Here is a 21735-nt window from a genome sequence, read left to right as displayed (position 1 = left end):
TGGGGGAGTCCATGGACCCGCACGGCTCCACAGCTCAGCGCTTTCCGCTCGTCGCCCGATTCCGGCCCGCCTGCCTTCCCCTGCCGAAGCGCGTGCGCGCGCTCGTCGACCTGGCCGACACCGCGATGGCGGAGACCGATCAGGGGGTGGCGTCCTCCGTCTACAACCAGGCTGCGCTCATCGCCTCCGATCTCGACCTTCCCGACCTCGCACGCGAGATGTGCCACCAGCATGCCGCCGCCTACCTCCACGCCTGCCCCCTGCCCGGCATGACCGCGATCCGGGGGCTGGAGCCCGTCGTCAACCTCGCCCGCCTCCAGATCCGCGCCGGCCGCGCAGATGAGGGCCGTCGGCGACTGCTCGACCTGTATGGGGCCGTCGAGGTAGGCACACCTGTTCGGTTCGAGGGCGTCACCGTGCCCGCGGACCTCACTGCGACCGACGAAGACCGCCACGAGGTTCGCGCGTGGCTGTGGCGCGTGCTCCTCGCCGACGGCACGCGCACTCTCACCACCGAGGGACGTTGGGCCGAGGCCATGGCACACATCGAAGCTCACCATGGCGTCGGGAAACGGATGCTCGACGGGCGTCAGGTTGCTGTACTTGCCGCCCTCGTTGTGAGTGACACAGCAGGGGCCGCTGCTCTGCTCACTGAGACGATGCCCGGCGATCCGTGGGAGCAAGCCGTCACGGCCTGTCTGACCGCCCTGTCCCGGCGTGACGCCAGGCAGCCCGTCGACAGCCACCTGAGGGACCTGGCAGCCACCTGGCTTGAGCGGCAGGCCGAACCTGGGATAACCGTCTTCGATATCCGGCTCGGCCTTACCGTCCTCGACGCGATCGGCTCCGCCGAGGCGCCCGCCGCACACCGCATCGTCGAGGATCTTCACCGGAGGACAACGGACGCCGAAGACGGCTACGCGGCCCGCGAGAACCTGGCCCACCCTCTGTTCGTCGCGATCGCCACCGATCGGCAAGAACAGGACTGCCGCGCCCTCGTACGCGCCTGCGCCATCGGGGCAGGGACTATGCCGGACCAGCTGCAAGCAGAACTGACAGCGGCATTGAGCGCCAGCGACAGCGTGATCCGGGAAAGCCATGCACGCCTCTCCGACCCGAACGCACTGCCTCTGTGAAGTGAGCCTGATGCACACACAGAGCCCGACAAGCCGTTCCTCCAGATCGTGGTCTGCGAGGCCGGCATTGCCACCGACGTCGGCAAGCTGATCACCGCACACGAACGGCACTGAGACGTCGGAGTCATCGCGACCCCACAGGAACTCGGCTTCCTTGACGTGAAGGCGGTTGAGGCCCAGACCGGCCGGCCACCCCATCCGCTCGGCCTGGCGATCTCCTGGAGAATCGCGGGACGCCCTTGCAGGGTTCTTCGGCAGCAGCCCGTCCTCGACGGCCGTGCCGAGGATGCTGGAGAGGATGTCGAAGAAGGTCGCCGGAGAGGGTGGAGCCGGCGTACCAGATGGGTTTTTCTCTGCTCGTTGACGTCACCGGGCAGGGAGACGCTGTAGCCGGTGGCGTCGCCGGATGGCTGCGTCTTCGGCCGGCCGAAGCCCGGCGACGGCTCGGCCGCCAAGCGCTCCACCAGCAAGGAGCACTTCAAGGCCAAGCGCCTGGGCCAGGACGCCACGTCCCGCGAGCTCCTCCGCGTGCACGTACGCCGAGCGATGGCCGCCGCCTCCACCGAGGCGCGCACTTCGTGCAGCGCGGGGATGTCACGGCGGGAGCGGAACTGGTCCACCCGCGTGGCGGCGAGACGCCCGCGGATCTTGGGCAGGGAGCCGAAGGCTCAGGGCACATCAGTGCCCCCGCCCAGACCCATGTGCCCTCAATGTGCCCTGGCCGCCTGACGGCCCCTACCGGTACATGACGACGACGGAGACCGAAAGCCCCGCCCGAATCCCAAGAAATCCCAGGTCACGGCCACACCAGGCAGTACGCCTGGTGCCCCGCGTCGTGCAGGCGGTGGGAGAAGTCCTGCCACTCGTGGAGCAGCTGGTAGACGTTGAAGGCGTCGCGCGGGCCGCCGCGGTCGGGGACCGTGGACCAGATGAAGGCCGCCGCGCCGACCGACTCCTCGCCGACGCCGCGCAGCGGGTCGACGACGGTCATCGGGAGTTTGACCACGGCGTAGTCGGGGTGCAGGACGACCAGTTCCAGCGGGGGGACCTTGTGCAGGGGTATGCCCTGGATTCCGGTCAGGACCATGGCGGCGACGGTCTCCGGCTTGATCTTGGTGAACATGCCGCCCATGCCCAGCTCGTCACCGCCGAGCTCCTCCGGGCGCATCGAGATGGGCACCCGTGCGGCGGTGGCCCCGTCCGGCGCGCCGAAGTATTTGTACGTCACCCCCATCCCGCCCCCGCTCCTGGTCCCGGGGGGCGGCGTGCTCTCCGCGCCCCTGCTCTGTGCGCGTTCGGCCCTGCGCCGGTGCCGCCCTCGCCGGGCAGGCTCGGGCCCCAGGTCGTCGGTCCCTTCGCCCACTCCGCCACCGCGATGCATATCTCATCCACCCGACTACTTCTTAGGAGACACAGCCCCCGCCGCGCAACCCGATCATCGTGTCAGTGACCTCCCCCGCGGGCGTGCGGTGAAACACCTGTCCGCAAAGACCGTCCGTGCCTCTGACACCATGGCATGTGTGAGCTTTCCCTATGACGCCCCAGTTTCGCAGACGCGAGAGCGCTGACGCTCTTTCGTGATACGAGGGGAGTGCGCTCCCTGCTCACCGGTGGCCGAGATTGTTAGGGATTTCCCGGCCCGGCCTCCCGACACCCGAATCGCAGATCAGGACCAAAGTGGCGTATTCATACGAAGCCCCAGTTTCGCAGTCGCTGTTCGACCGGGCGTCCGTCGTGACGCCCGGCGGCGTGAACTCTCCCGTGCGTGCCTTCCGGGCCGTGGGCGGTACGCCCCGGTTCATGGTGTCCGGCACCGGTCCGTACCTCACCGACGCCGACGGCCGCGAGTATGTCGACCTCGTCTGTTCGTGGGGGCCGATGATTCTCGGCCACTCTCACCCCGAGGTCATCGCCGCCGTCCAGGAGGCGGTCTCCCGGGGCACCTCCTTCGGTACGCCGGGTGAGGGCGAGGTCGCGCTCGCCGAGGAGATCGTGGCGCGGATCGAACCCGTCGAGCAGGTGCGCCTGGTCTCCTCCGGCACCGAGGCGACCATGTCCGCGATCCGGCTGGCCCGCGGCTTCACGGGCCGGGCCAAGGTCGTGAAGTTCGCCGGCTGCTACCACGGGCACGTGGACGCGCTGCTCGCCGCCGCCGGCTCGGGCGTGGCCACCTTCGGGCTGCCCGACACCCCGGGGGTCACGGGCGCCACGGCCGGGGACACCGTCGTCCTGCCGTACAACGACCTGGACGCGGTGCGCGCCGCGTTCGCCGCGCACCCGGGCGAGATCGCCTGTGTGATCACCGAGGCCTCGCCCGGCAACATGGGCGTCGTCCCGCCGGCGGACGGCTTCAACGCCGGGCTCAAGGAGCTGTGCGCGGCCAACGGCGCGCTGTACATCTCCGACGAGGTCATGACGGGCTTCCGTACGTCGAAGGCCGGCTGGTACGGCGTCGACGGCGTCCGCCCCGACCTGATGACCTTCGGCAAGGTGATGGGCGGCGGCTTCCCCGCCGCGGCCTTCGGCGGTCGCCGCGACGTGATGGCGCACCTGGCCCCGGCCGGCCCGGTCTACCAGGCGGGCACCCTCTCGGGGAACCCGGTCGCCACCGCCGCCGGGCTCGCCCAGCTGCGGCTGCTGGACGACGCGGCGTACACGAAGATCGACGCGGTCTCCGCCGAGCTGCGCTCCCTGGTGGGCGACGCGCTCACCAAGGAGGGCGTCGCGCACACGGTGTCGGCCGCGAGCAACATGTTCTCCGTCTTCTTCACCGGCCGGCCGGTGAAGAACTACGAGGACGCCAAGAAGCAGGACGTCTTCCGCTTCACCGCGTTCTTCCACTCCATGCTGGAGCAGGGCGTCTACCTGCCGCCCTCCGCGTTCGAGTCCTGGTTCGTCTCCACGGCCCACGACGAGCGGGCGGTCGAGCGCATCGCCGCCGCGCTGCCCGCGGCCGCCCGTGCCGCATCGGAGGCCACCGCATGAGCGAGAAGGACGGAGCCGGCGGGACCGCGAGGGGCGAGAGCGTGAACCGCGACGAGCAGTTGACCGTGGTGCACGTGGTCCGGCACGGCGAGGTGCACAACCCGGACGGCGTGCTCTACGGCCGCCGCCCCGGCTACCACCTCTCCGACCTGGGCCGGAAGATGGCCGACCGGGTCGCCGAGCACCTGGAGAAGCGCGACATCACCCATGTCGTCGCCTCCCCGCTGGAGCGCGCCCAGGAGACCGCCGACCCCATCGCCCAGGCGCGCGGCCTGGACCTGGCCACCGACGTCCGGCTGATCGAGGCCGCCAACATCTTCGAGGGCAAGACCTTCGGCGTCGGCGACGGCGCGCTGCGCAAGCCGGACAACTGGAAGCACCTCACCAACCCGTTCAAGCCGTCCTGGGGCGAGCCGTACATCGAGCAGGTCGTCCGGATGATGGGCGCGATCGACACCGCGCGGGACGCGGCGCGCGGGCACGAGGCGGTCTGCGTCAGCCATCAGCTGCCGATCTGGATCCTGCGTTCCTTCGTGGAGCGCCGCCGGCTCTGGCACGACCCGCGCAAGCGGCAGTGCACCCTGGCCTCGCTGACCACCTTCACCTACCGGGGCGACAAGATCGTCTCGGTCGGCTACTCGGAGCCGGCCCGGGACCTGGTGCCCGTCCACCTGCTGGCCGGGGCCAAGCCGGTGAAGGGGAAGGCCGCGAAGGGGCAGTCGAAGGCCTTCGGCGCGTAGTCCGACGCCACGGATCGGGACCTACGGGACCGGCTGCCGCTCACCGCGGCGGGCGGTCCCGTCCCCTTTTCCCGGGCGCTTCGGCCGAACACGGTGAGCCCTCGACCCGGCCCTGCGCACCCGGGGCACGCCCGCGCCCGCCCGCTCGCGCCCGCGCGTGAGTTCGACGTGCCGGGGAAGCCGATCCGTCGGCCGGCGGCAGAACTGCGGATGGCCACCCGAGCGTCCCCCTCAGGGGTGTCCGGAGATATGTGCGAGCGCCGTACGGGCGTCGCACCAAGATCGACGGGGCTGCCGCAAGGTAAAGCGTAAAGAAAGTCCCCAAATGCTCGGAACCGACGTGTTACGCACCCCATCTAACCCTTCAGCAGTTTGTATGGGCTTGAGATAAAACGACCGCAGATGGGGACGGCATGCGCGACATCAACCGAAGGGGACTGCTCGGAGCAGGGCTCGGCGCCGCGGCCGCGATCGGACTCGCCGGATGTGGCGCCTCGGGCTCCTCCGGTGACGGAGGGTCCGGCCAGGCAGGCAGCGGCGACTCCGGGACCGGCGGCAACGGCAGCGGAAACGGTTCGCCGAAGAACAAGGTCCGGCTGATCGGTGACGGCTCGACAGCCGACACCGGCAAGCAGCCCCACCAGCCGCAGGCGCCCGTCCCGCTCGAACCCGGCCAGAAGCCGCCGCAGTTCGTGATCTTTTCCTGGGACGGTGCGGGCGAGGTCGGCAACGGGCTCTTCCCGCGCTTTCTCGAACTCGCCAAGGAACACGACGCGGCGATGACGTTCTTCCTCTCCGGGATCTACCTGCTGCCCGAGTCGAAGAAATCCCTCTACCGTCCGCCGAACAATCCCCGCGGCGCCTCCGACATCGGCTATCTCACCGACGATCACGTCAAGGACACACTGAAGTACGTCCGTCAGGCGTGGCTGGACGGCCATGAGATCGGCACCCACTTCAACGGGCATTTCTGCGGGGGCTCCGGATCCGTCGAGCGCTGGACGCCTGCCCAATGGCACAGCGAGATCAATCAGGCTGTGTCGTTCGTCACGGAATGGCGGACGAACACCGGCTGGGAGAACGAGGACCCGCTGCCGTTCGACTATCGCAAGGAACTGGTCGGCGGACGCACCCCCTGCCTGCTCGGCCAGGACAATCTCCTGCCGACCGCGAGCAAACTGGGCTGGCGCTACGACGCCAGCTCGCCCGGCGGCCGCCAGACCTGGCCCGTGAAGCGCGGCGGCGTCTGGGACCTGCCGCTGCAGGCGATGCCGTTCCCCGGGCACTCCTTCGAGGTGCTCTCGATGGACTACAACATCCTCGCCAACCAGTCGCAGAATTCGACCAAGGGCATGCCCTCGCGGTATCCGGGCTGGCGGCAGCAGGCGACCGACGCCTATCTCGCCGGATTCCAGCGCGCCTACGAGTCGAATCGCGCCCCCTTCTACATCGGCAACCACTTCGAGGAGTGGAACGGCGGCATTTACATGGACGCCGTCGAAGAAGTGATCAAGAAGGTCGCGGACAAGGACGACGTACGTCTCGTCTCGTTCCGGCAGTACGTCGACTGGCTCGACGCCCAGGATCCCGCCGTGCTCGCCAAGCTCCGGACGCTGGACGTCGGGCAGGCGCCCGCCGGCGGCTGGAACTCCTTCTTTAAACAGGCTTGACAAGGGGCTTTACGGGCACCGAGGGGGGCGCGCAGATCCCCGGAAACTGCCATGCGAAACTTTTCACATGAGCTTTGGCCGCGCGTCCCGACGCCGCTTCACCCTGCTCGCCGCCACCGCCGTGGCCGGTGCCCTGACGCTGTCCGCGTGCGGCGACGGCAACAAGGCCGGGGGCGGCGGCAACACCAACTTCGTCACCGGCAGCGGGGGTGTCTCGACCGTCACGAAGGCGGACCGGGTGGCCGCGCCCAAGCTCGACGGCAACAGCCTGGAGGGCAAGCCGCTCGACCTCGCCGACTACCGGGGCAAGGTCGTCGTGCTCAACGTCTGGGGCTCCTGGTGCGGCCCCTGCCGGCTGGAGGCGAAGTACTTCGCGAAGGTCTCGGAGGAGACAAAGGACCAGGGCGTCCAGTTCGTCGGGATAAACACCCGCGACGCCCAGCGGGACGCCGCGATCAACTTCGAGAAGGACTACGGGGTGGAGTACCCGAGCTTCTACGACCCGATCGGCAAGCTCATCCTCCGCTTCCCCAAGGGCACCCTGAACCCGCAGGCCATCCCGTCCACCGTGGTCATCGACCGGGACGGGAAGATCGCGGCCCGCACGCTCCAGGCGCTCGACGCGGACGAGCTGCGCAAGATGATCGACCCGATCATCGCGGAGAAGTGATCCGGTGATCCCGCTCGCCGCCCACCACGAGACCGTCACGCTGGCCGCGTACAACGACACCGTCCTGTCCGGGGCGCTGCTGGCCGCTCTGCCGCTCGCCCTGCTGGCCGGTCTCATCTCCTTCTTCTCGCCCTGCGTCCTGCCGCTGGTCCCCGGCTATCTGAGCTACGTCACCGGAGTCAGCGGCACCGACCTGGCCGACGCCCGCCGGGGCCGGGTGGTGGCCGGCGCCTCGCTGTTCGTCCTCGGCTTCACCGTGGTGTTCGCCTCCACCGGCGCGCTCTTCGGCTACTTCGGCCAAGAGCTCCAGATGCACGCCGAGGTGCTCAACAAGGTCCTCGGCGTGCTGATGATCCTGATGGGCGTCTTCTTCATGGGGCTCCTGCCGGGCGTGACGCAGCGCGAGTTCCGCTTCCACAAGCGGCCGGTGACCGGTCTGGCCGGGGCACCGCTGCTCGGCGCCCTGTTCGGGATCGGCTGGACCCCGTGCATCGGCCCCACGCTCTCCTCCGTGCTGGCGCTCTCGACCCAGAGCGCCACCGCCGGACGCGGCGCGATACTGACCGTCGCGTACTGTCTCGGTCTCGGTGTCCCGTTCGTCCTGGCCGCCGTCGCCTTCCGCAAGGCGCTCGGCGCGTTCGGCTGGGTCAAGCGCCACTACGCATGGGTGATGCGGATCGGCGGCGGCATGATGATCGTGACCGGCATCCTGCTGCTGACCGGTGCGTGGGCCACGCTCATGCAGCACATGCAGAGCTGGTCCAGCGGCTTCGTTGTAGGGATCTGAGTCCAATGAGCAAGGCGAACAGCACGCGGACGCGGCAGCGCGCGGACGAGCACGAGCAGGGCTCCGCCCACGGCGCGGCCGGTGAGCGGCTCTCCACCGCGCCCCGCGAGGAGCGCCCCGACACCGGTCCGGGCGTGCCCGCGATGAGCGTGATCGGCTGGGTGCGCTGGTTCTGGCGTCAGCTCACCTCGATGCGGGTGGCCCTGATCCTGCTCTTCCTGCTCTCCCTCGGGGCGATCCCCGGGTCGCTGATCCCGCAGACCAGCGTCGACGACATGAAGGTGCAGGCCTTCAAGGACCAGCACACCACGCTCACCCCGGTCTACGAGGCGCTCCAGCTCTTCGACGTCTACAGCTCGGTGTGGTTCTCCGCCATCTACATCCTGCTGTTCGTCTCGCTCATCGGCTGCATCGTGCCGCGCACCGGCCAGTTCGTCGGCCAGCTGCGCAGCCGCCCGCCGGGCGCGCCGAAGCGGCTGACCCGGCTGCCCGCGTACACCACCTGGCGCACCGGGGCCGAGCCCGAGGAGGTCCGCGAGGCGGCCCTCGCGATCCTGCGCAAGCGGCGCTTCCGGGGACACGAGGTGGGCGACGCGGTCGCCGCCGAGAAGGGCTACCTCCGCGAGGCCGGGAACCTGGTCTTCCACATCGCCCTGATCGTGATGCTGGTGGCCTTCGCCTCCGGGCAGCTCTTCAAGTCCGAGGGCGGCAAGCTGGTCGTCGAGGGCGACGGCTTCTCCAACACGCTCACCCAGTACGACGACTTCAAGTCGGGCTCGCTCTACGACTCCGACTCGCTGGCCCCGTTCAGCTTCGTGCTCGACGACTTCGTGGGTACGTACGAGAAGAGCGGCCCGCAGCGCGGCACCCCGCGCACCTTCGAGGCCCGGGTGAACTACACCGAGGGCGCCGAGGGCGCGGAGCGCAAGGGCGTCATCAAGGTCAACGAACCGCTCGTCGTGGACGGCACCAAGGTCTATCTGATCGCCCACGGCTATGCGCCCGTGGTCACCGTCCGGGACAGCAAGGGCAAGGTCGTCTCGAAGACCGCCGTGCCGCTGCTGCCGATCGACAACAACATCACCTCGTCCGGCGCCATCAAGGTGATGGACGGCTACAAGGACAAGAAGGGCGTCAAGACCCAGCTGGGCTTCAAGGCGTTCTTCGTGCCGACCTTCGCCGGTCACGGCAAGGGCCAGATGTTCTCGCAGTTCCCCGCCCTGGACTTCCCCGTGCTGGCGCTCAGCGCCTACCAGGGGTCGCTCGGCGTCGACTCCGGGCTCGCGCAGAACGTCTACCAGCTCGACACGTCCAAGATGAAGGAGTTCAAGGACGCCGACGGCGAGCTGCTCAAGAAGCTGCTGATGCCCGGTGAGAAGCTTGATCTGCCCGACGGCGCCGGGTCCATCACCTTCGACGGCGTCGAGGAGTGGGCCAGCTTCCAGATCTCGCAGCAGCCGGGCAACGGCTGGGCACTCGGCGGAGCCGTCGCCGCCATCGCCGGACTCGCCGGATCGCTGTTCATCCAGCGCCGCCGGGTGTGGGTGCGGGCGGTCCGGGGCGCCGACGGCGTCACGGTCGTGGAGATGGCGGGCCTGGGCCGCAGCGAGTCCGCGAAGCTCCCCGAGGAACTGGGCGACCTGTCGGCCGCCCTCGTCACCACGGCGCCCGTCGCCCCCGCCGCCGACCCGGAGAAACCGGACGCGGCGGTGAAACCGGACGCGCCCGACGCACCGGACACGCCGGACGGGCCCGGCACGACCGATGCCACGAACGAGGCCGGGAGCCGGCCCGTCCATCCTGCCGAAGCACCTGCCGAAGGGGCTGAGAAGTGAATCTCGCCGCCGCAACCAACGAGAGCCTGGCGCACACCAGCAATGTGCTGATCTATTCGTCGATGGCCGTCTACACCCTGGCCTTCTTCGCGCACATCGCGGAGTGGGTCCTCGGCAGCCGCAGCAAGGTCGGCCGCACGGCCGCCGCGCTGTCCGGCACCGGAGCCGGGGCCCCGGCCGCCGCCCCCGTGGTGAAGGCGCAGGCCGGTGGGACGGCCGTGCTGGAGCGGCCCGAGGTCATCACCCGCAACGCCGCCGGTACGCGGGACGTGCCCGACGGCCCGGGTGCGGCGGGCGGCACGTTCAAGGGCGACCTGTGGGGCCGGATCGCGGTCTCGCTGACCGTGGTGGCCTTCTTCGTCCAGGCGGGCGGGGTCACCACCCGCGCCCTGTCCGTGCAGCGGGCCCCCTGGGCCAACATGTACGAGTTCTCCATCACCTTCTCCACCGTGGTGGTCGGCGCCTATCTGGTGCTGCTCGCACTGAAGAAGAACGTCCGCTGGATCGGTCTCCCGCTGGTCACCACCGTCCTGCTGGACCTCGGCATCGCGGTCACCACGCTCTACACCGACAGCGACCAGCTGGTGCCCGCGCTGCACTCGTACTGGCTGTGGATCCACGTATCGACCGCGATCCTCTGCGGCGCGGTCTTCTACCTCGGCGCGGTCGGCACGGTCCTCTACCTCTTCCGCGACAGCTACGAGAACAAGCTCGCCTCGGGCGGCACGCCCGGGAAGTTCGCGTCCTCGGTCATGGAGCGGCTGCCCGCGGCCGCCTCGCTGGACAAGTTCTCCTACCGGGTCAACGCGGCCGTCTTCCCGCTCTGGACGTTCACGATCATCGCGGGCGCGATCTGGGCGGGCGACGCCTGGGGCCGGTACTGGGGCTGGGACCCCAAGGAGGTCTGGTCCTTCATCACCTGGGTCGCCTACGCCGCCTACCTGCACGCCCGCGCCACCGCCGGCTGGAAGGGCCGCAAGGCCGCCTACCTGGCGCTCTTCGCCTTCGCCTGCTGGCTGTTCAACTACTACGGCGTGAACATCTTCGTCTCCGGCCTGCACTCCTACGCCGGGGTCTGAGACCGCGTACGTACGAAGGCGCCCCGGACGGATGGATCTCCGTCCGGGGCGCCTTCGCGTGGGTCAGCCCAACGGGGTGTCCAGGACCGCCTTGCGGTGGCTGAACGTCTCCAGGGAGTACGCGCCGTGGTAGCTGCCCATGCCGCTCTCGCCGACCCCGCCGAACGGCAGGTCCGAGACCGTGAGATGGGCCAGCGGCAGGCCGATGCCGACCGCCCCCGACGACGTCTCGGCCAGCAGCCTCTCCCGTACGGCGCCGGAGTCGGTGAACGCGTACAGCGCCAGCGGCTTGTCCCGGTCGTTGATGAAGCCGATCGCCTCGTCCAGGCCGGCCACCGTGACCAGCGGCAGGATCGGCCCGAAGATCTCCTCGCCCATCACCGGCGCGTCGGGAGCGACCTCGCTCAGCACGGTCGGCGCGATGTACTTCGTCGCCCGGTCGTGGGCCCCGCCCGTCACCGTACGGCCGGAGCCGAGCAGGGCCGTCAGACGGTCGAAGTGACGCTCGTTCACGATCCGCCCGTACTCGGGGTGGTCCGCCGGGTCCGCGCCGAACTGCTTCTCCACCGCGGCCGCCAGCGCGTCCGCCAGGGCCGGCGCGGTCGTGGGGTCGGTCAGGACGTAGTCGGGGGCCACGCAGGTCTGCCCGGCGTTGAGGAACTTCCCCGCGACCAGCCGGGCCGCCACCGCGTCCAGGTCCGTGCCCCGGTCGACGAAGACCGGGGACTTGCCGCCCAGCTCCAGGGTGACGGGCGTCAGATGCTTCGCGGCGGCGGCCATCACGATCCGGCCGACCGTGCCGTTGCCGGTGTAGAAGATGTGGTCGAAGCGCTGCTCCAGCAGGGCCGTCGTCTCCTCGACCGCGCCTTCCACGACCGCGACCGCCTCGGGATCCAGATACCGGGGCAGCAGCCGGGCCACGGCGGCGGAGGCCGCGGGCGCCAGCTCGCTGGGCTTGGCCACCACGCAGTTGCCGGCCGCGAGCGCGCCGACGACCGGGGCGAGCAGCAGTTGTACCGGGTAGTTCCAGGGCGCGATGACCAGGACGACGCCGAGCGGGTCCAGCACCGTACGGGCCTGCGCGCCCGTGGGGGCGAGGTGCGGCGGTACGGGGGCGGGCTCGGGGCGCAGCCAGTCGGCCAGGTGCTCCAGCGTGTGGTCGATCTCCCGCACCGTGAAGTCGATCTCGGTGCGGTACGCCTCCTTGCGGCCCTTGCCGAGATCGGCGCGGAGCGCGTCCGCGAGGTCGTCGCCGTGCTCGGTGAGGAGGGCGCGCAGCCGCTCCAACTGGCCGGTGCGCCAGGCGAGGTCCCTGGTGCGGCCGGTGCGGAAAGTGGCCCGGAGGCGGGTGACGGTGTCGGCGGGTGTTTCGGGCATGTGGGGGCTCCTCAGGAGGGTCACGCGTGCGGTGCCTGTTTCCGCGTTACCTCTTCGAGGATGGCCGACACCGCCCCTGCCGCGTGCCCACCGCGCCGGTCGGAAAGATCACCCCGGCCGGCCGGAATATCCGGTCAGGAAGCGGGCGGGGTCTTGTCGTCGGGGTTCTTCCCGCCGTCGCGGCGGCCCGGCTCCTCCTCGGCCTCGGCCCGGGGCTCGGCGTTCCGCTCGTCCTTCAGGGACTTGAGGAAGTCCGGGTTGTCGTCCGGGGCCACCCACTGCTGCCGCCTGCTCCGCTGCCACGAGGAGGGGCCCGTGGCCCCGGCCGCGGTGTGACGCTTCTTGCCGGCGACGAGCCAGACGACCGGGCCGACGATCCAGAACAGCAGGATGATGAAGACCCAGGCGATCTTCGGCAGGTGCTTGGTGTCCTCTTCGGAGGTGTTCAGGCAGTCGATGAACGCGTAGATCGTCAGCGCCAGCGGCACGAGAAACATCAGGGCTCTCATGGTGCGTCCCCCAGAAAGTGGCGGCGGGCGGGATGAATGCCCCGTATCGCGGCCAGGGTACCGGCTCGGCATGAAGGATCCGGGGCCCGGAGCCGGGACCTGCCGGGCGCGGGCGCGCGGAGTTCGGGGGCCGGGCCGGGGGAGCCCCGGCGGGGCCGCGGGGGCGGGGATGACAAACTGGACCGCATGGCTTACGACGATCTTCGCTCCCTGCTCCGGGCTCTTGAGCGCGATGGTGATCTCAAGCGCGTCAAGGTCGAGGTCGACCCTCACCTGGAGGTCGGTGAGATCGTCGACCGGGTCAACAAGGCGGGCGGTCCCGCCCTGCTGTTCGAGAACGTCAAGGGGTCCTCGATGCCCCTGGCCATGAATGTCTTCGGTACCGACCGGCGCCTGCTGAAGGCCCTCGGGCTGAAGGCGTACAGCGACATCAGCGACAAGATCGGCGGGCTCCTCAAGCCGGAGCTGCCGCAGGGCTTCGTCGGGGTGCGGGAGGCCTTCGGGAAGCTCGGCTCGATGGTGCACGTGCCGCCGAAGAAGGTGAAGTCCGGCGACGCGCCCGTCCAGGAGATCGTCCTCACCGGCGACGACGTCGACCTGGACCGGCTGCCCGCGCTGTTCACCTGGCCCGAGGACGGCGGCTCGTTCTTCAACCTCGGCCTCACCCACACCAAGCACCCCGAGAACGGCGTCCGGAACCTGGGCCTCTACCGGCTCCAGCGCCACGACAAGCGCACCATCGGGATGCACTGGCAGATCCACAAGGACAGCGCCAACCACTACCAGGTCGCGGCGAGGCGCGGTGAGCGGCTGCCCGTCGCCATCGCCTTCGGCTGCCCGCCCGCCGTGACGTACGCCTCCACCGCGCCGCTGCCCGGGGACATCGACGAGTACCTCTTCGCCGGGTTCATCCAGGGCAAGCGGATCGAGATGGTCGACTGCAAGACCGTGCCGCTCCAGGTCCCCGCGCAGGCGGAGGTCGTCATCGAGGGCTGGCTGGAGCCGGGCGAGATGCTCCCCGAGGGCCCGTTCGGCGACCACACCGGCTTCTACACCCCGCAGGAACCGTTCCCCGCACTGACCATCGACTGCGTCACGATGCGCAAGCGGCCGCTGCTCCAGTCCATCGTGGTGGGCCGCCCGCCGACCGAGGACGGGCCGCTGGGCCGGGCCACGGAGCGGTTCTTCCTGCCGCTGCTGAAGATCATCGTGCCGGACATCGTGGACTACCACCTCCCGGAGGCGGGAGGCTTCCACAACTGCGCGATCGTCTCGATCGACAAGAAGTACCCGAAGCACGCGCAGAAGGTGATGAGCGCGATCTGGGGCGCGCACATGATGTCGCTGACCAAGCTGATCGTGGTCGTGGACTCCGACTGCGACGTCCACGATCTGCACGAGGTGGCCTGGCGGGCGCTCGGCAACACCGACTACGCCCGGGACCTCACGGTCGCCGAAGGCCCGGTCGACCACCTCGACCACGCTTCCTACCAGCAGTTCTGGGGCGGCAAGGCGGGCATCGACGCTACGAAGAAGCTGCCCACCGAGGGCTACACCCGGGACGGCGGCTGGCCGGAGATGGTCGTCTCCGACCCGGAGACGGCGGCGAAGGTCGACCGCCGGTGGAAGGAATACGGGCTGTGAGCAGTGCGGCAGAAGCGGCGTCCGTCCAGGGCCCCGCACCCTCCACCAGCAAGGTGAAGGCGTTCCTGCGGCTCGTGATGATCGAGCACTCGGTCTTCGCGCTGCCCTTCGCCTACATCGCCGCGCTGACCGCGATGTTCCAGCTGGACGGCACCATCCACTGGGGTGTCCTGCTGCTGGTCACGCTGGCGATGGTGGGGCTGCGGACGTTCGCGATGGCCGCCAACCGGATCATCGACCGGGAGATCGACGCCCGGAACCCGCGCACCGCGGGCCGTGAGCTGGTGACCGGCGCGGTGTCGGTGAAGTCGGCGTGGACCGGCGCGATCGTGGCGCTCGCGGTCTTCCTCGGCGCCGCGGCCCTGCTCAACCCGCTCTGCCTAGTGCTCGCGCCGCTGGCCGTGGTGCCGATGGTGGTCTACCCGTACGGGAAGCGGTTCACGAACTTCCCGCACGCCATCCTGGGGCTCGCGCAGGCCATCGGGCCGGTCGGCGCCTGGCTCGCGGTGACGGGCAGCTGGTCGTGGGACGCGGTGATCCTCGGGCTCGCGGTGGGGATCTGGATCGGCGGCTTCGACCTGATCTTCGCTTGCCAGGACGTGGCCGCGGACCGGGCCCACGGGGTGCTCTCCTTCCCCGCGCGCTTCGGGATTCCGGCCGCACTGTGGGGCGCGCGGGTGTGCCACGCGATCACGACCGGGCTGCTGGTGTGGTTCGGCCTGGCGACGGACGCCGAGGTCTTCTACTGGATCGGGATGGCGATCGTCGCGGTGGCGTTCGTCTACGAGCACCGGGTGGTGCGGCCGCACGACCTGTCGCGGCTGAACCGGGCCTTCTTCTCGGTGAACGGCTTCATCGGCATCGCGCTGTTCGCCTGCGCCCTGCTCGACCTGCTGGTGCGGGGCCTGACCCCGTAACTCCCCGAACGTGCGGGGCGTCTCAGACCGTGACCAGGTTGTCCGGGGCGCGGCGCGGGCGGCGGAAGAAGAAGGCCGCCGCCACCCCGCCGACGAGGCCGAAGAGGTGGCCCTGCCAGCTGACGCCCGTGTTGGTCGGCAGGACGCCCCACAGGAGCGAGCCGTAGACCACGGCGACGCCGATGCCTATGAGGACGTCCCAGGGGCGGCGGTCCACGAAGCCGCGGACCAGCAGATAGCCCAGCAGCCCGAAGACCACGCCGGACGCGCCGAGCGTGATGGTGTTCTCCGGGGCGGTCAGCCAGACGCCGAGGCCGCTGACCAGGATGATCGTGACGACGACGGCGGCGAACCGGCGCAGCCCGGCGAGGGCCGCGATGAAGCCGAGGACGAGCAGCGGGACGCTGTTGGAGGCCACGTGCTCCCAGCCGCTGTGCAGGAAAGCGGCGGGCACCACGTCCCGCAGCTCGGCCATCTCGCGGGGGCTGATGCCGTAGGTGTCCAGCGCGTTGCCCGTGGCGGCGTCGATCCCTTCGAGGACCCACAGCAGGGCCACCCAGCCCGCCATCAGGAATCCTGCGGTCAGGGCCCGCGCGCTGCCGGTGGTGCCGTCGTTCGTGGTGCGGTCGGTGGTCCAGTAGTCGCCCATGGTCTGCCCCTGCCCCCGGGTTGCCCGTCACCCGGAGAACGTCTGTGGCGTCCGCCCGGTTCCGGGTGCTGGGCGCGGAGGCGTGCCGGATAGGCTCGCAGGTGTGGAATCCAGGACTTCAGTGACTCAGCACCAGCGGCGGCCTTGGATTGTCGGGGTGTCCGGCGCTTCGGGTACCCCGTTCGCGGCCGCCGTTCTGCGCGGGCTCCTGGCGGCCGGTGAGAGCGTGGACCTGGTGGTGAGCCGGGCCTCGCGCCTCACGCTGCTGGACGAGACCGGTATCGCGTTCCGGGACGCGCACTGGCGCGAGGACCTGCGCTGTTGGCTGCAACGTGGCGCCGACGGGAAGCCGGACGCGTTCTCGTTGGGCGACGCGGAGCTGGAGCGCGTACGGCACTGGCCTGCCGGTGATCTGGCGGCCGGGCCGTCCTCCGGGTCGTACCCGGCGAAGGGGATGCTGATCGTGCCGGCCTCGACGGCCTGTGTGGCCGGAGTGGCGCTCGGGCTGTCGAAGGACCTGCTCCAGCGGGCCGCGAGCGTGACGCTGAAGGAGCGCCGCCCGCTCGTCGTCGCGGTGCGCGAGACCCCGCTGAGCGGCCAGACGCTGAAGCAGATGGTGGCCTTGGACGAGGCGGGCGCGGTCGTGCTGCCCGCCTCTCCGGCGTTCTACGCGGGTGCGACGCACATCCAGGATCTGGTGGATTTCGTCGCGGGGCGGGTGCTGGACGCGGCAGCCGTGCCGCACCGCTTGTACCGCCGCTGGGAGGGAGAGCTCGGTGGCGGCTCCCGCAGCCCGGAGGACTGAGGGGTCCGGGTCAGCGCTTCTTGTGCGCGCGGGGGGAGCGGGTCTTGTCGACGCGGTGCGCGGCGGCGGGCTGGTGGGCACGCGAGCGGTTGGCCAGGTCCTGCAGCTCGCGCATCCGGGCGTAGGCCATCTCGATCGTGTACACGGTGAAGTTCACTCCTGAAGATTCGAAAGCGTTTCTTGGATGTTCTAGAAGATTTGCAGGGCGTCGGCCCTGCATGCCTTAGATTCTACACGTAGACTCGCGGTACTGCTGAACAATGGAAGGTTTCAGTCACATGGACGCGGTGGACAGGCAGCTCATTCAGGCCCTCAGGGAGAACGGCAGGGCCTCGTACGCCGAGCTGGGGCGGCTCGTGGGGCTCTCCGGGCCCAGCGTCACCGACCGCATCAACCGGCTGGAAACCGCCGGTGTCATCACCGGCTACCGCGCCACCGTCGACTCCGCGTCGCTGGGGCTCGGCGTGACCGCGCTGATCGGGATCTCGCTCTCGGACGCGGCCGACCACGAGGACGTGGCGCGCCGACTGAAGGACCTCGCGGAGATCGAGGACTGCTGGTTCATCGCGGGCGACGACTCGTACATGCTCAAGGTGCGGGTCGGCGACGTGGACGGCCTGGAGAAGACGATCCGCCGCCTCAGCGGTACGAAGGGCGTCTCGCGGACGCGTACGACGATCGTGCTCTCCACCAAGTGGGAGAACCGGGTCGGGGAACTCCCCGAGGAGTCCTAGGCGTACCGTGGGTCGGAGTCTGATACACGGAGATATGGGAGGCGGCCTAGTGGACGCGGGACTCAAGCGCGAGCTGGAGGAGAAGGTCCGGGCCGGCGAGCGGCTGACCCGCGAGGACGGGATCGCCCTCTACGAGTCCGACGACCTGGCGTGGCTGGGCGGGCTGGCGCACGAGGTGCGCATGCGCAAGAACGGCGACGTGGTGCACTTCAACGTCAACCGTCACCTCAACATGACCAACGTGTGCACCGCCTCCTGCGCGTACTGCTCGTTCCAGCGCAAGCCGGGGGAGAAGGACGCGTACACGATGCGCATCGAGGAGGCCGTCCGCCTCGCGAAGGCGATGGAGGGCGAGAACCTCACCGAGCTGCACATCGTCAACGGACTCCACCCGACGCTTCCGTGGCGGTACTACCCGCGCTCGCTCAGCGCGCTGAAGGAAGCCCTGCCGGACGTGGCGCTGAAGGCGTTCACGGCGACGGAGATCCACCACTTCGAGACGATCTCCGGCCTCTCGGCCTCCGAGATCCTCGACGAGCTGATCGAGGCCGGTCTCGAATCGCTGACCGGCGGCGGCGCGGAGATCTTCGACTGGGAGGTCCGCCAGCACATCGTCGACCACCGCACCCACTGGGAGGACTGGTCGCGCATCCACCGCCTCGCGCACGAGAAGGGGCTCAAGACCCCCGCGACGATGCTGTACGGGCACATCGAGGAGCCCCGTCACCGCGTCGACCACGTGCTGCGGCTGCGGGAGATGCAGGACGAGACCGGCGGCTTCCAGGTCTTCATCCCGCTGCGCTACCAGCACGACTTCGTGGACATGAAGGACGGCAAGGTCCGCAACAAGCTCCAGGCGCGCACCACGATGGCGACCGGCGCGGAGGCGCTGAAGACCTTCGCGGTCTCCCGGCTGCTCTTCGACAACGTGCCGCACGTCAAGGTGTTCTGGGTGATGCACGGTGTGCAGACCGCCCAGCTCGCGCTGCAGCACGGTGCGGACGACATGGACGGCTCGGTCGTCGAGTACAAGATCACGCACGACGCGGACGACTTCGGCACTCCGAACAAGCTCGGCCGCGAGGATCTGCTGGACCTGATCCGCGACGCCGGTTTCCGGCCGGTCGAGCGGAACACCCGGTACGAGATCCTGCGCGAGTACCCGGGCCCGGAGGCGGACCGGCGCGAGTCGCCGCAGCCGATGCGCGTCTGACGCGTACGCCCGAACCCCGGTTCGTACGAAAGCCCCGGCCGCCGTTCCCGGCCGGGGCTTTCTCATGTTCCGGACAGGGTTGAGCCGCCCCGTCTGTAATAGTTACTGTTCCCCAATGGCCCTTACCTTTGAGCTGGATCCCTCGTTCACCCCTGCCCTCCGCGACGGCGTCACCGCCCTCTGGGCCGATGTCAGCAACGCGGGCGGAGCCGTCGGCTTCGTTCCGCCCGTCACGGCCGAGGAGATCCGGCCCGACCTGGTCAAGCACCTCGTGGCCATCGAGCAGGGCCGCACCCGGCTGCTGGTCGGTCGCGACGAGGAGGGCGCCGTCGCCGCCACCGCCTTCCTCACCCTCAACGACCACCGGCTGATGAAGCACTGGCTGTGGCTCTACACCGTCATGGTCCACCCCCGCCTCCAGGGCCAGGGGTGCGGCCGCGACCTCATGGCGGCCGCCGCCGACGCCGCGCGCTCCATCGAGGGCATCGAGGCGATCCGGCTCACCTGCCGGGGCGGCACCGGCAACGACCGCTTCTACGCCGCCTGCGGCTACAAGGAGGTCGGCCGGATCCCGGACGCCATCCGCGTCGCCCCCGGCGACGACCGCGACGACATCATCATGCTGCTTCCGCTGGGGGGCGCCACGCCGGTCGGGGGCGGGTCCGCGACGCCCGGCACGGCCTGACCGGCCCTGACCGGCAAGCCCCCCCGGGCCCGGCAACCCCCTGAACCGAGAGAATTCGGGCCATGCTTCACTGGACGGGCAGAAGCGTGTCGACCGTCCATGGGAAGAGAGGGCCAGCCGTGTCCGCTGCCAAGCCGAGCGCGATGATCCGTTACACGGCGTTGCGCCTGCTGATCTTCGTCGGCTGTTTCTTCGTCGCCGGTGTCGCCGTCCACTTCGGGCTGATCCCCTCCGGCCTCGGCGGCTCCAACATGATCTGGGTCATCCTCCTCGGCCTCGTCCTCTCCGCCCCGCTCAGCTATGTGCTGCTGCGCAAGCAGCGCGACGAGATGTCCGAGCAGATCGTCTCCGGCGTCGACCGGACCAAGGCGCGCCTCGATGCCAACCGCACCCGCGAGGACGCCGTTCAGTAAGGTTCCTCACACGCGCACCGCGCGACCCCGTCCTTCCGCCGGACCCCGTACCGCAGCCAGCCGCTCCGGAACGGGGTCTTCGGCGTTTTCCGGACACGTGCGCGGCCCGGAGCGCCGCCGCTGAGCCAAAGAAAGGCTTTGAGCTTCTCAAAGTTCAAGTGTTAACGTACTCGACATGAAGACAGCTGTGCGCCTCCGTCATGCCGCGAGCATCCCGCTCGTGGCGCGCCTGCATGTCGATCTCTGCCGCTGTATGTCCGCGGTCTGTTGCCGCAACGTCTGATACGGCATCATGCAGCGGCGCCGCCCCTGACGCGGGCGCCGCGACCCCGTCCCCGTTCCACCGCACGACCGCACGGATGCCTCCGTGCGTCCCGATGCGTCCCCCATGGAGTGTGTCCGTGTCCGCGAACCCCGCGTCCACCACCCCCGAGGCCGAGCAGCCCACCGGCTCCGGCTCCGGGTCCCGTCCCCGGATATCCAGGTTCCCGTTCTGGGCCCAGATCGTCGTCGGTCTGGTCCTCGGTGTGCTGCTCGGCTGGCTGGCCCGCAGCCAGGACCTCGGCTGGCTCGTCACCACCCTCGACGAGATCGGCTCGCTCTTCGTCCAGCTGCTGAAGCTCGCCGTCGCCCCGCTGGTCTTCTTCGCGATCCTCGTGTCGATCACCAACCTGCGCCAGGTCAACAACGCCGCCCGGCTGGCCACCCGCACCCTGCTCTGGTTCATGATCACCTCGCTGATCGCGGTCGCCATCGGCCTCGCGATCGGCCTGATCACGAACCCGGGCGCCGGCACCGGCCTCACGCCGAAGGACGGCGAGCTCTCCGAGACCAAGGGCAGCTGGATCGACTTCCTGACCGGCATCGTCCCGGACAACGTGATCACGCCGTTCACCGAGCTGAACGTGCTCCAGATCGTGTTCATGGCCGCCGTCGCCGGCATCGCCGCCCTCAAGCTCGGCGAGAAGGCCAAGCCGATCCTCACCCTCAGCCAGTCGATCCTGGAGCTGCTCCAGAAGGCCCTGTGGTGGGTCATCCGCCTCGCCCCGATCGGCACCGTCGGCCTCATCGGCTACGCCATCGCCGACTACGGCTGGGACCTCATCGGCAAGTACGCGACGTTCACCGCCGACGTCTACATCGGCTGCGCCCTGGTGATGTTCGGCGTCTACCCGCTGCTCCTGGCCACCGTCGCCAAGGTCAGCCCGCTCCAGTTCTTCAAGGGCGCCTGGCCCGCGATCCAGCTCGCCTTCGTCTCCCGCTCCTCGGTCGGCACCATGCCGGTCACCCAGCGGGTCACCGAGCGCCTCGGCGTTCCGAAGGAGTACGCCTCCTTCGCCGTCCCGTTCGGCGCGACCACGAAGATGGACGGCTGCGCCGCGATCTACCCGGCGCTGGCGGCGATCTTCATCGCGCAGATCTTCGACGTGCAGCTCGGCATCGGCGACTACCTCCTGATCGCCTTCGTCTCGGTGATCGGCTCGGCGGCCACCGCCGGTCTCACCGGCGCGACGGTCATGCTGACCCTCACCCTGTCCACGCTGGGCCTCCCGCTGGAGGGTGTCGGTCTGCTGATGGCCATCGACCCGATCCTGGACATGATGCGCACCGCCACCAACGTGGCCGGACAGGCACTGGTCCCGGTGATCGTCTCGGCCCGCGAGAAGATCCTCGACCACGACGCGTACAACTCCGCCTCGCCCTCCCCGATCGACTCCTTCGGCGACGACGCCGACCGGGACGAGATCCGCGACACGGAGCCCAAGACCGCGGTGCCCGCCACCGCGTAGCGCCCCGGTAGACGCGACAGCGCCCCCGGTCCACGTCCTGTGACGACGTGGACCGGGGGCGCTGTCCGTTTCCCCCGAAGGGCCCCTGACCGACCCC

The 21735-nt window shown here is 69.7% G+C and carries 21 protein-coding genes and 1 pseudogene; 17 read left to right on the top strand and 5 right to left on the bottom strand.

The features are described from left to right. Nucleotides 1-11: 11 nt before the first annotated feature. On the top strand, nt 12-1136 hold the full coding sequence (locus ACFWRV_RS15105; protein ID WP_384333829.1) for a hypothetical protein: 1125 nt from the start codon (nt 12-14) through the stop codon (nt 1134-1136). Nucleotides 1137-1181: 45 nt separating this feature from the next. Continuing rightward, nucleotides 1182-1368: pseudogene (locus ACFWRV_RS15100) on the top strand (flavoprotein); the annotation flags it as partial. Nucleotides 1369-1932: 564 nt separating this feature from the next. Here ACFWRV_RS15100 and ACFWRV_RS15095 read toward each other — a convergent pair. Then, the gene (locus tag ACFWRV_RS15095; protein WP_073780093.1) at nt 1933-2517 is read right to left on the bottom strand and encodes a hypothetical protein; all 585 of its coding nucleotides are present in this window, start codon (nt 2515-2517) and stop codon (nt 1933-1935) included. 332 nt (nt 2518-2849) lie between these two features. On the opposite strand from ACFWRV_RS15095, the gene hemL reads away from it, so the two are divergent. The 7 genes from hemL to ccsB all read left to right on the top strand — a co-directional run bounded on the left by hemL (nt 2850) and on the right by ccsB (nt 10902). Beyond that, the gene (gene hemL, locus ACFWRV_RS15090) at nt 2850-4121 is read left to right on the top strand and encodes a glutamate-1-semialdehyde 2,1-aminomutase (RefSeq protein WP_384333938.1); all 1272 of its coding nucleotides are present in this window, start codon (nt 2850-2852) and stop codon (nt 4119-4121) included. Further along, nucleotides 4118-4861, top strand: coding sequence for a histidine phosphatase family protein (locus ACFWRV_RS15085; RefSeq protein ID WP_384333825.1), 744 nt, complete (start codon nt 4118-4120; stop codon nt 4859-4861). The genes hemL and ACFWRV_RS15085 overlap by 4 nt, the downstream gene beginning before the upstream one ends. Nucleotides 4862-5274: 413 nt before the next feature. Beyond that, on the top strand, nt 5275-6531 hold the full coding sequence (locus ACFWRV_RS15080; RefSeq protein ID WP_384333822.1) for a hypothetical protein: 1257 nt from the start codon (nt 5275-5277) through the stop codon (nt 6529-6531). A gap of 67 nt (nt 6532-6598) precedes the next feature. Then, nucleotides 6599-7201, top strand: coding sequence for a TlpA family protein disulfide reductase (locus tag ACFWRV_RS15075; protein WP_384333819.1), 603 nt, complete (start codon nt 6599-6601; stop codon nt 7199-7201). 4 nt (nt 7202-7205) lie between these two features. Next, nucleotides 7206-7988: a cytochrome c biogenesis CcdA family protein gene (locus ACFWRV_RS15070; protein ID WP_384333816.1), complete on the top strand. Its 783-nt coding sequence runs from the start codon at nt 7206-7208 to the stop codon at nt 7986-7988. A gap of 5 nt (nt 7989-7993) precedes the next feature. Then, a complete protein-coding gene (locus ACFWRV_RS15065; RefSeq protein WP_384333813.1) occupies nt 7994-9823 on the top strand; it encodes a cytochrome c biogenesis protein ResB in 1830 nt (609 codons plus the stop codon). After that, nucleotides 9820-10902 (top strand): c-type cytochrome biogenesis protein CcsB, encoded by a 1083-nt coding sequence (gene ccsB, locus ACFWRV_RS15060; protein ID WP_384333809.1) that lies wholly within the window; start codon nt 9820-9822, stop codon nt 10900-10902. The genes ACFWRV_RS15065 and ccsB overlap by 4 nt, the downstream gene beginning before the upstream one ends. Nucleotides 10903-10965: 63 nt before the next feature. Here the strand turns inward: ccsB and ACFWRV_RS15055 are convergent, their stop codons facing one another. Continuing rightward, on the bottom strand, nt 10966-12279 hold the full coding sequence (locus ACFWRV_RS15055) for an aldehyde dehydrogenase family protein (protein ID WP_384333806.1): 1314 nt from the start codon (nt 12277-12279) through the stop codon (nt 10966-10968). Nucleotides 12280-12413: 134 nt separating this feature from the next. Then, complete coding sequence (locus tag ACFWRV_RS15050; RefSeq protein WP_384333935.1) at nt 12414-12776, bottom strand: PLD nuclease N-terminal domain-containing protein; 363 nt, start codon at nt 12774-12776, stop codon at nt 12414-12416. A 198-nt stretch (nt 12777-12974) separates the two neighbouring features. Between ACFWRV_RS15050 and ACFWRV_RS15045 the strand changes: the two genes are divergently transcribed. Further along, on the top strand, nt 12975-14432 hold the full coding sequence (locus ACFWRV_RS15045) for a menaquinone biosynthesis decarboxylase (RefSeq protein WP_384333803.1): 1458 nt from the start codon (nt 12975-12977) through the stop codon (nt 14430-14432). Beyond that, a complete protein-coding gene (gene mqnP, locus ACFWRV_RS15040; protein ID WP_384333800.1) occupies nt 14429-15349 on the top strand; it encodes a menaquinone biosynthesis prenyltransferase MqnP in 921 nt (306 codons plus the stop codon). The genes ACFWRV_RS15045 and mqnP overlap by 4 nt, the downstream gene beginning before the upstream one ends. Before the next feature lie 22 nt (nt 15350-15371). Here the strand turns inward: mqnP and ACFWRV_RS15035 are convergent, their stop codons facing one another. Next, the gene (locus ACFWRV_RS15035) at nt 15372-15998 is read right to left on the bottom strand and encodes a rhomboid family intramembrane serine protease (protein WP_384333797.1); all 627 of its coding nucleotides are present in this window, start codon (nt 15996-15998) and stop codon (nt 15372-15374) included. Between the two features lie 121 nt (nt 15999-16119). On the opposite strand from ACFWRV_RS15035, the gene ACFWRV_RS15030 reads away from it, so the two are divergent. Then, nucleotides 16120-16803 carry a UbiX family flavin prenyltransferase gene (locus tag ACFWRV_RS15030; RefSeq protein WP_384333794.1) on the top strand — a complete coding sequence of 228 codons (684 nt, stop codon included), beginning with the start codon at nt 16120-16122 and terminating at the stop codon, nt 16801-16803. 10 nt (nt 16804-16813) lie between these two features. Here ACFWRV_RS15030 and ACFWRV_RS15025 read toward each other — a convergent pair whose 3' ends face one another. Beyond that, nucleotides 16814-16960: a hypothetical protein gene (locus tag ACFWRV_RS15025; RefSeq protein WP_164216548.1), complete on the bottom strand. Its 147-nt coding sequence runs from the start codon at nt 16958-16960 to the stop codon at nt 16814-16816. Between the two features lie 121 nt (nt 16961-17081). On the opposite strand from ACFWRV_RS15025, the gene ACFWRV_RS15020 reads away from it, so the two are divergent. The 5 genes from ACFWRV_RS15020 (at nt 17082) to ACFWRV_RS15000 (ending at nt 21638) form a co-directional block, all read left to right on the top strand. Next, nucleotides 17082-17537 carry an Lrp/AsnC family transcriptional regulator gene (locus ACFWRV_RS15020; protein WP_010063935.1) on the top strand — a complete coding sequence of 152 codons (456 nt, stop codon included), beginning with the start codon at nt 17082-17084 and terminating at the stop codon, nt 17535-17537. Between the two features lie 49 nt (nt 17538-17586). Beyond that, nucleotides 17587-18750, top strand: a complete 1164-nt coding sequence (gene mqnE, locus ACFWRV_RS15015) for an aminofutalosine synthase MqnE (RefSeq protein WP_384333791.1) — start codon at nt 17587-17589, stop codon at nt 18748-18750. Nucleotides 18751-18865: 115 nt separating this feature from the next. Continuing rightward, nucleotides 18866-19435, top strand: a complete 570-nt coding sequence (locus ACFWRV_RS15010; protein WP_384333788.1) for a GNAT family N-acetyltransferase — start codon at nt 18866-18868, stop codon at nt 19433-19435. 119 nt (nt 19436-19554) lie between these two features. Then, nucleotides 19555-19848 (top strand): DUF4229 domain-containing protein, encoded by a 294-nt coding sequence (locus tag ACFWRV_RS15005; protein ID WP_384333786.1) that lies wholly within the window; start codon nt 19555-19557, stop codon nt 19846-19848. A 401-nt stretch (nt 19849-20249) separates the two neighbouring features. Further along, entirely contained in the window at nt 20250-21638 is a 1389-nt protein-coding gene (locus ACFWRV_RS15000; protein WP_384333783.1) for a dicarboxylate/amino acid:cation symporter, read from the top strand. The last annotated feature ends 97 nt before the right edge of the window (nt 21639-21735 follow it).

Origin of the sequence: Streptomyces sp. NPDC058576, from assembly GCF_042718715.1 — a bacterium.
Taxonomy (GTDB): domain Bacteria; phylum Actinomycetota; class Actinomycetes; order Streptomycetales; family Streptomycetaceae; genus Streptomyces.
The sequence above is the reverse complement of the archived record's forward strand: the minus strand, read 5'-3'. Positions and strand labels throughout refer to the sequence as shown.

What these genes read in the sequence shown, in the direction of transcription:
- ACFWRV_RS15095 (WP_073780093.1), bottom strand. Translation starts at nt 2,517, where the DNA reads ATGCATCGCGGTGGCGGAGTGGGCGAAGGGACCGACGACCTGGGGCCC.
- ACFWRV_RS15075 (WP_384333819.1), top strand. Translation starts at nt 6,599, where the DNA reads ATGAGCTTTGGCCGCGCGTCCCGACGCCGCTTCACCCTGCTCGCCGCC.
- ACFWRV_RS15055 (WP_384333806.1), bottom strand. Translation starts at nt 12,279, where the DNA reads ATGCCCGAAACACCCGCCGACACCGTCACCCGCCTCCGGGCCACTTTC.
- ACFWRV_RS15010 (WP_384333788.1), top strand. Translation starts at nt 18,866, where the DNA reads ATGGCCCTTACCTTTGAGCTGGATCCCTCGTTCACCCCTGCCCTCCGC.
- ACFWRV_RS15050 (WP_384333935.1), bottom strand. Translation starts at nt 12,776, where the DNA reads ATGTTTCTCGTGCCGCTGGCGCTGACGATCTACGCGTTCATCGACTGC.
- ACFWRV_RS15085 (WP_384333825.1), top strand. Translation starts at nt 4,118, where the DNA reads ATGAGCGAGAAGGACGGAGCCGGCGGGACCGCGAGGGGCGAGAGCGTG.
- ACFWRV_RS15105 (WP_384333829.1), top strand. Translation starts at nt 12, where the DNA reads ATGGACCCGCACGGCTCCACAGCTCAGCGCTTTCCGCTCGTCGCCCGA.
- ACFWRV_RS15080 (WP_384333822.1), top strand. Translation starts at nt 5,275, where the DNA reads ATGCGCGACATCAACCGAAGGGGACTGCTCGGAGCAGGGCTCGGCGCC.
- ACFWRV_RS15045 (WP_384333803.1), top strand. Translation starts at nt 12,975, where the DNA reads ATGGCTTACGACGATCTTCGCTCCCTGCTCCGGGCTCTTGAGCGCGAT.
- ACFWRV_RS15020 (WP_010063935.1), top strand. Translation starts at nt 17,082, where the DNA reads ATGGACGCGGTGGACAGGCAGCTCATTCAGGCCCTCAGGGAGAACGGC.
- ACFWRV_RS15065 (WP_384333813.1), top strand. Translation starts at nt 7,994, where the DNA reads ATGAGCAAGGCGAACAGCACGCGGACGCGGCAGCGCGCGGACGAGCAC.
- ACFWRV_RS15035 (WP_384333797.1), bottom strand. Translation starts at nt 15,998, where the DNA reads ATGGGCGACTACTGGACCACCGACCGCACCACGAACGACGGCACCACC.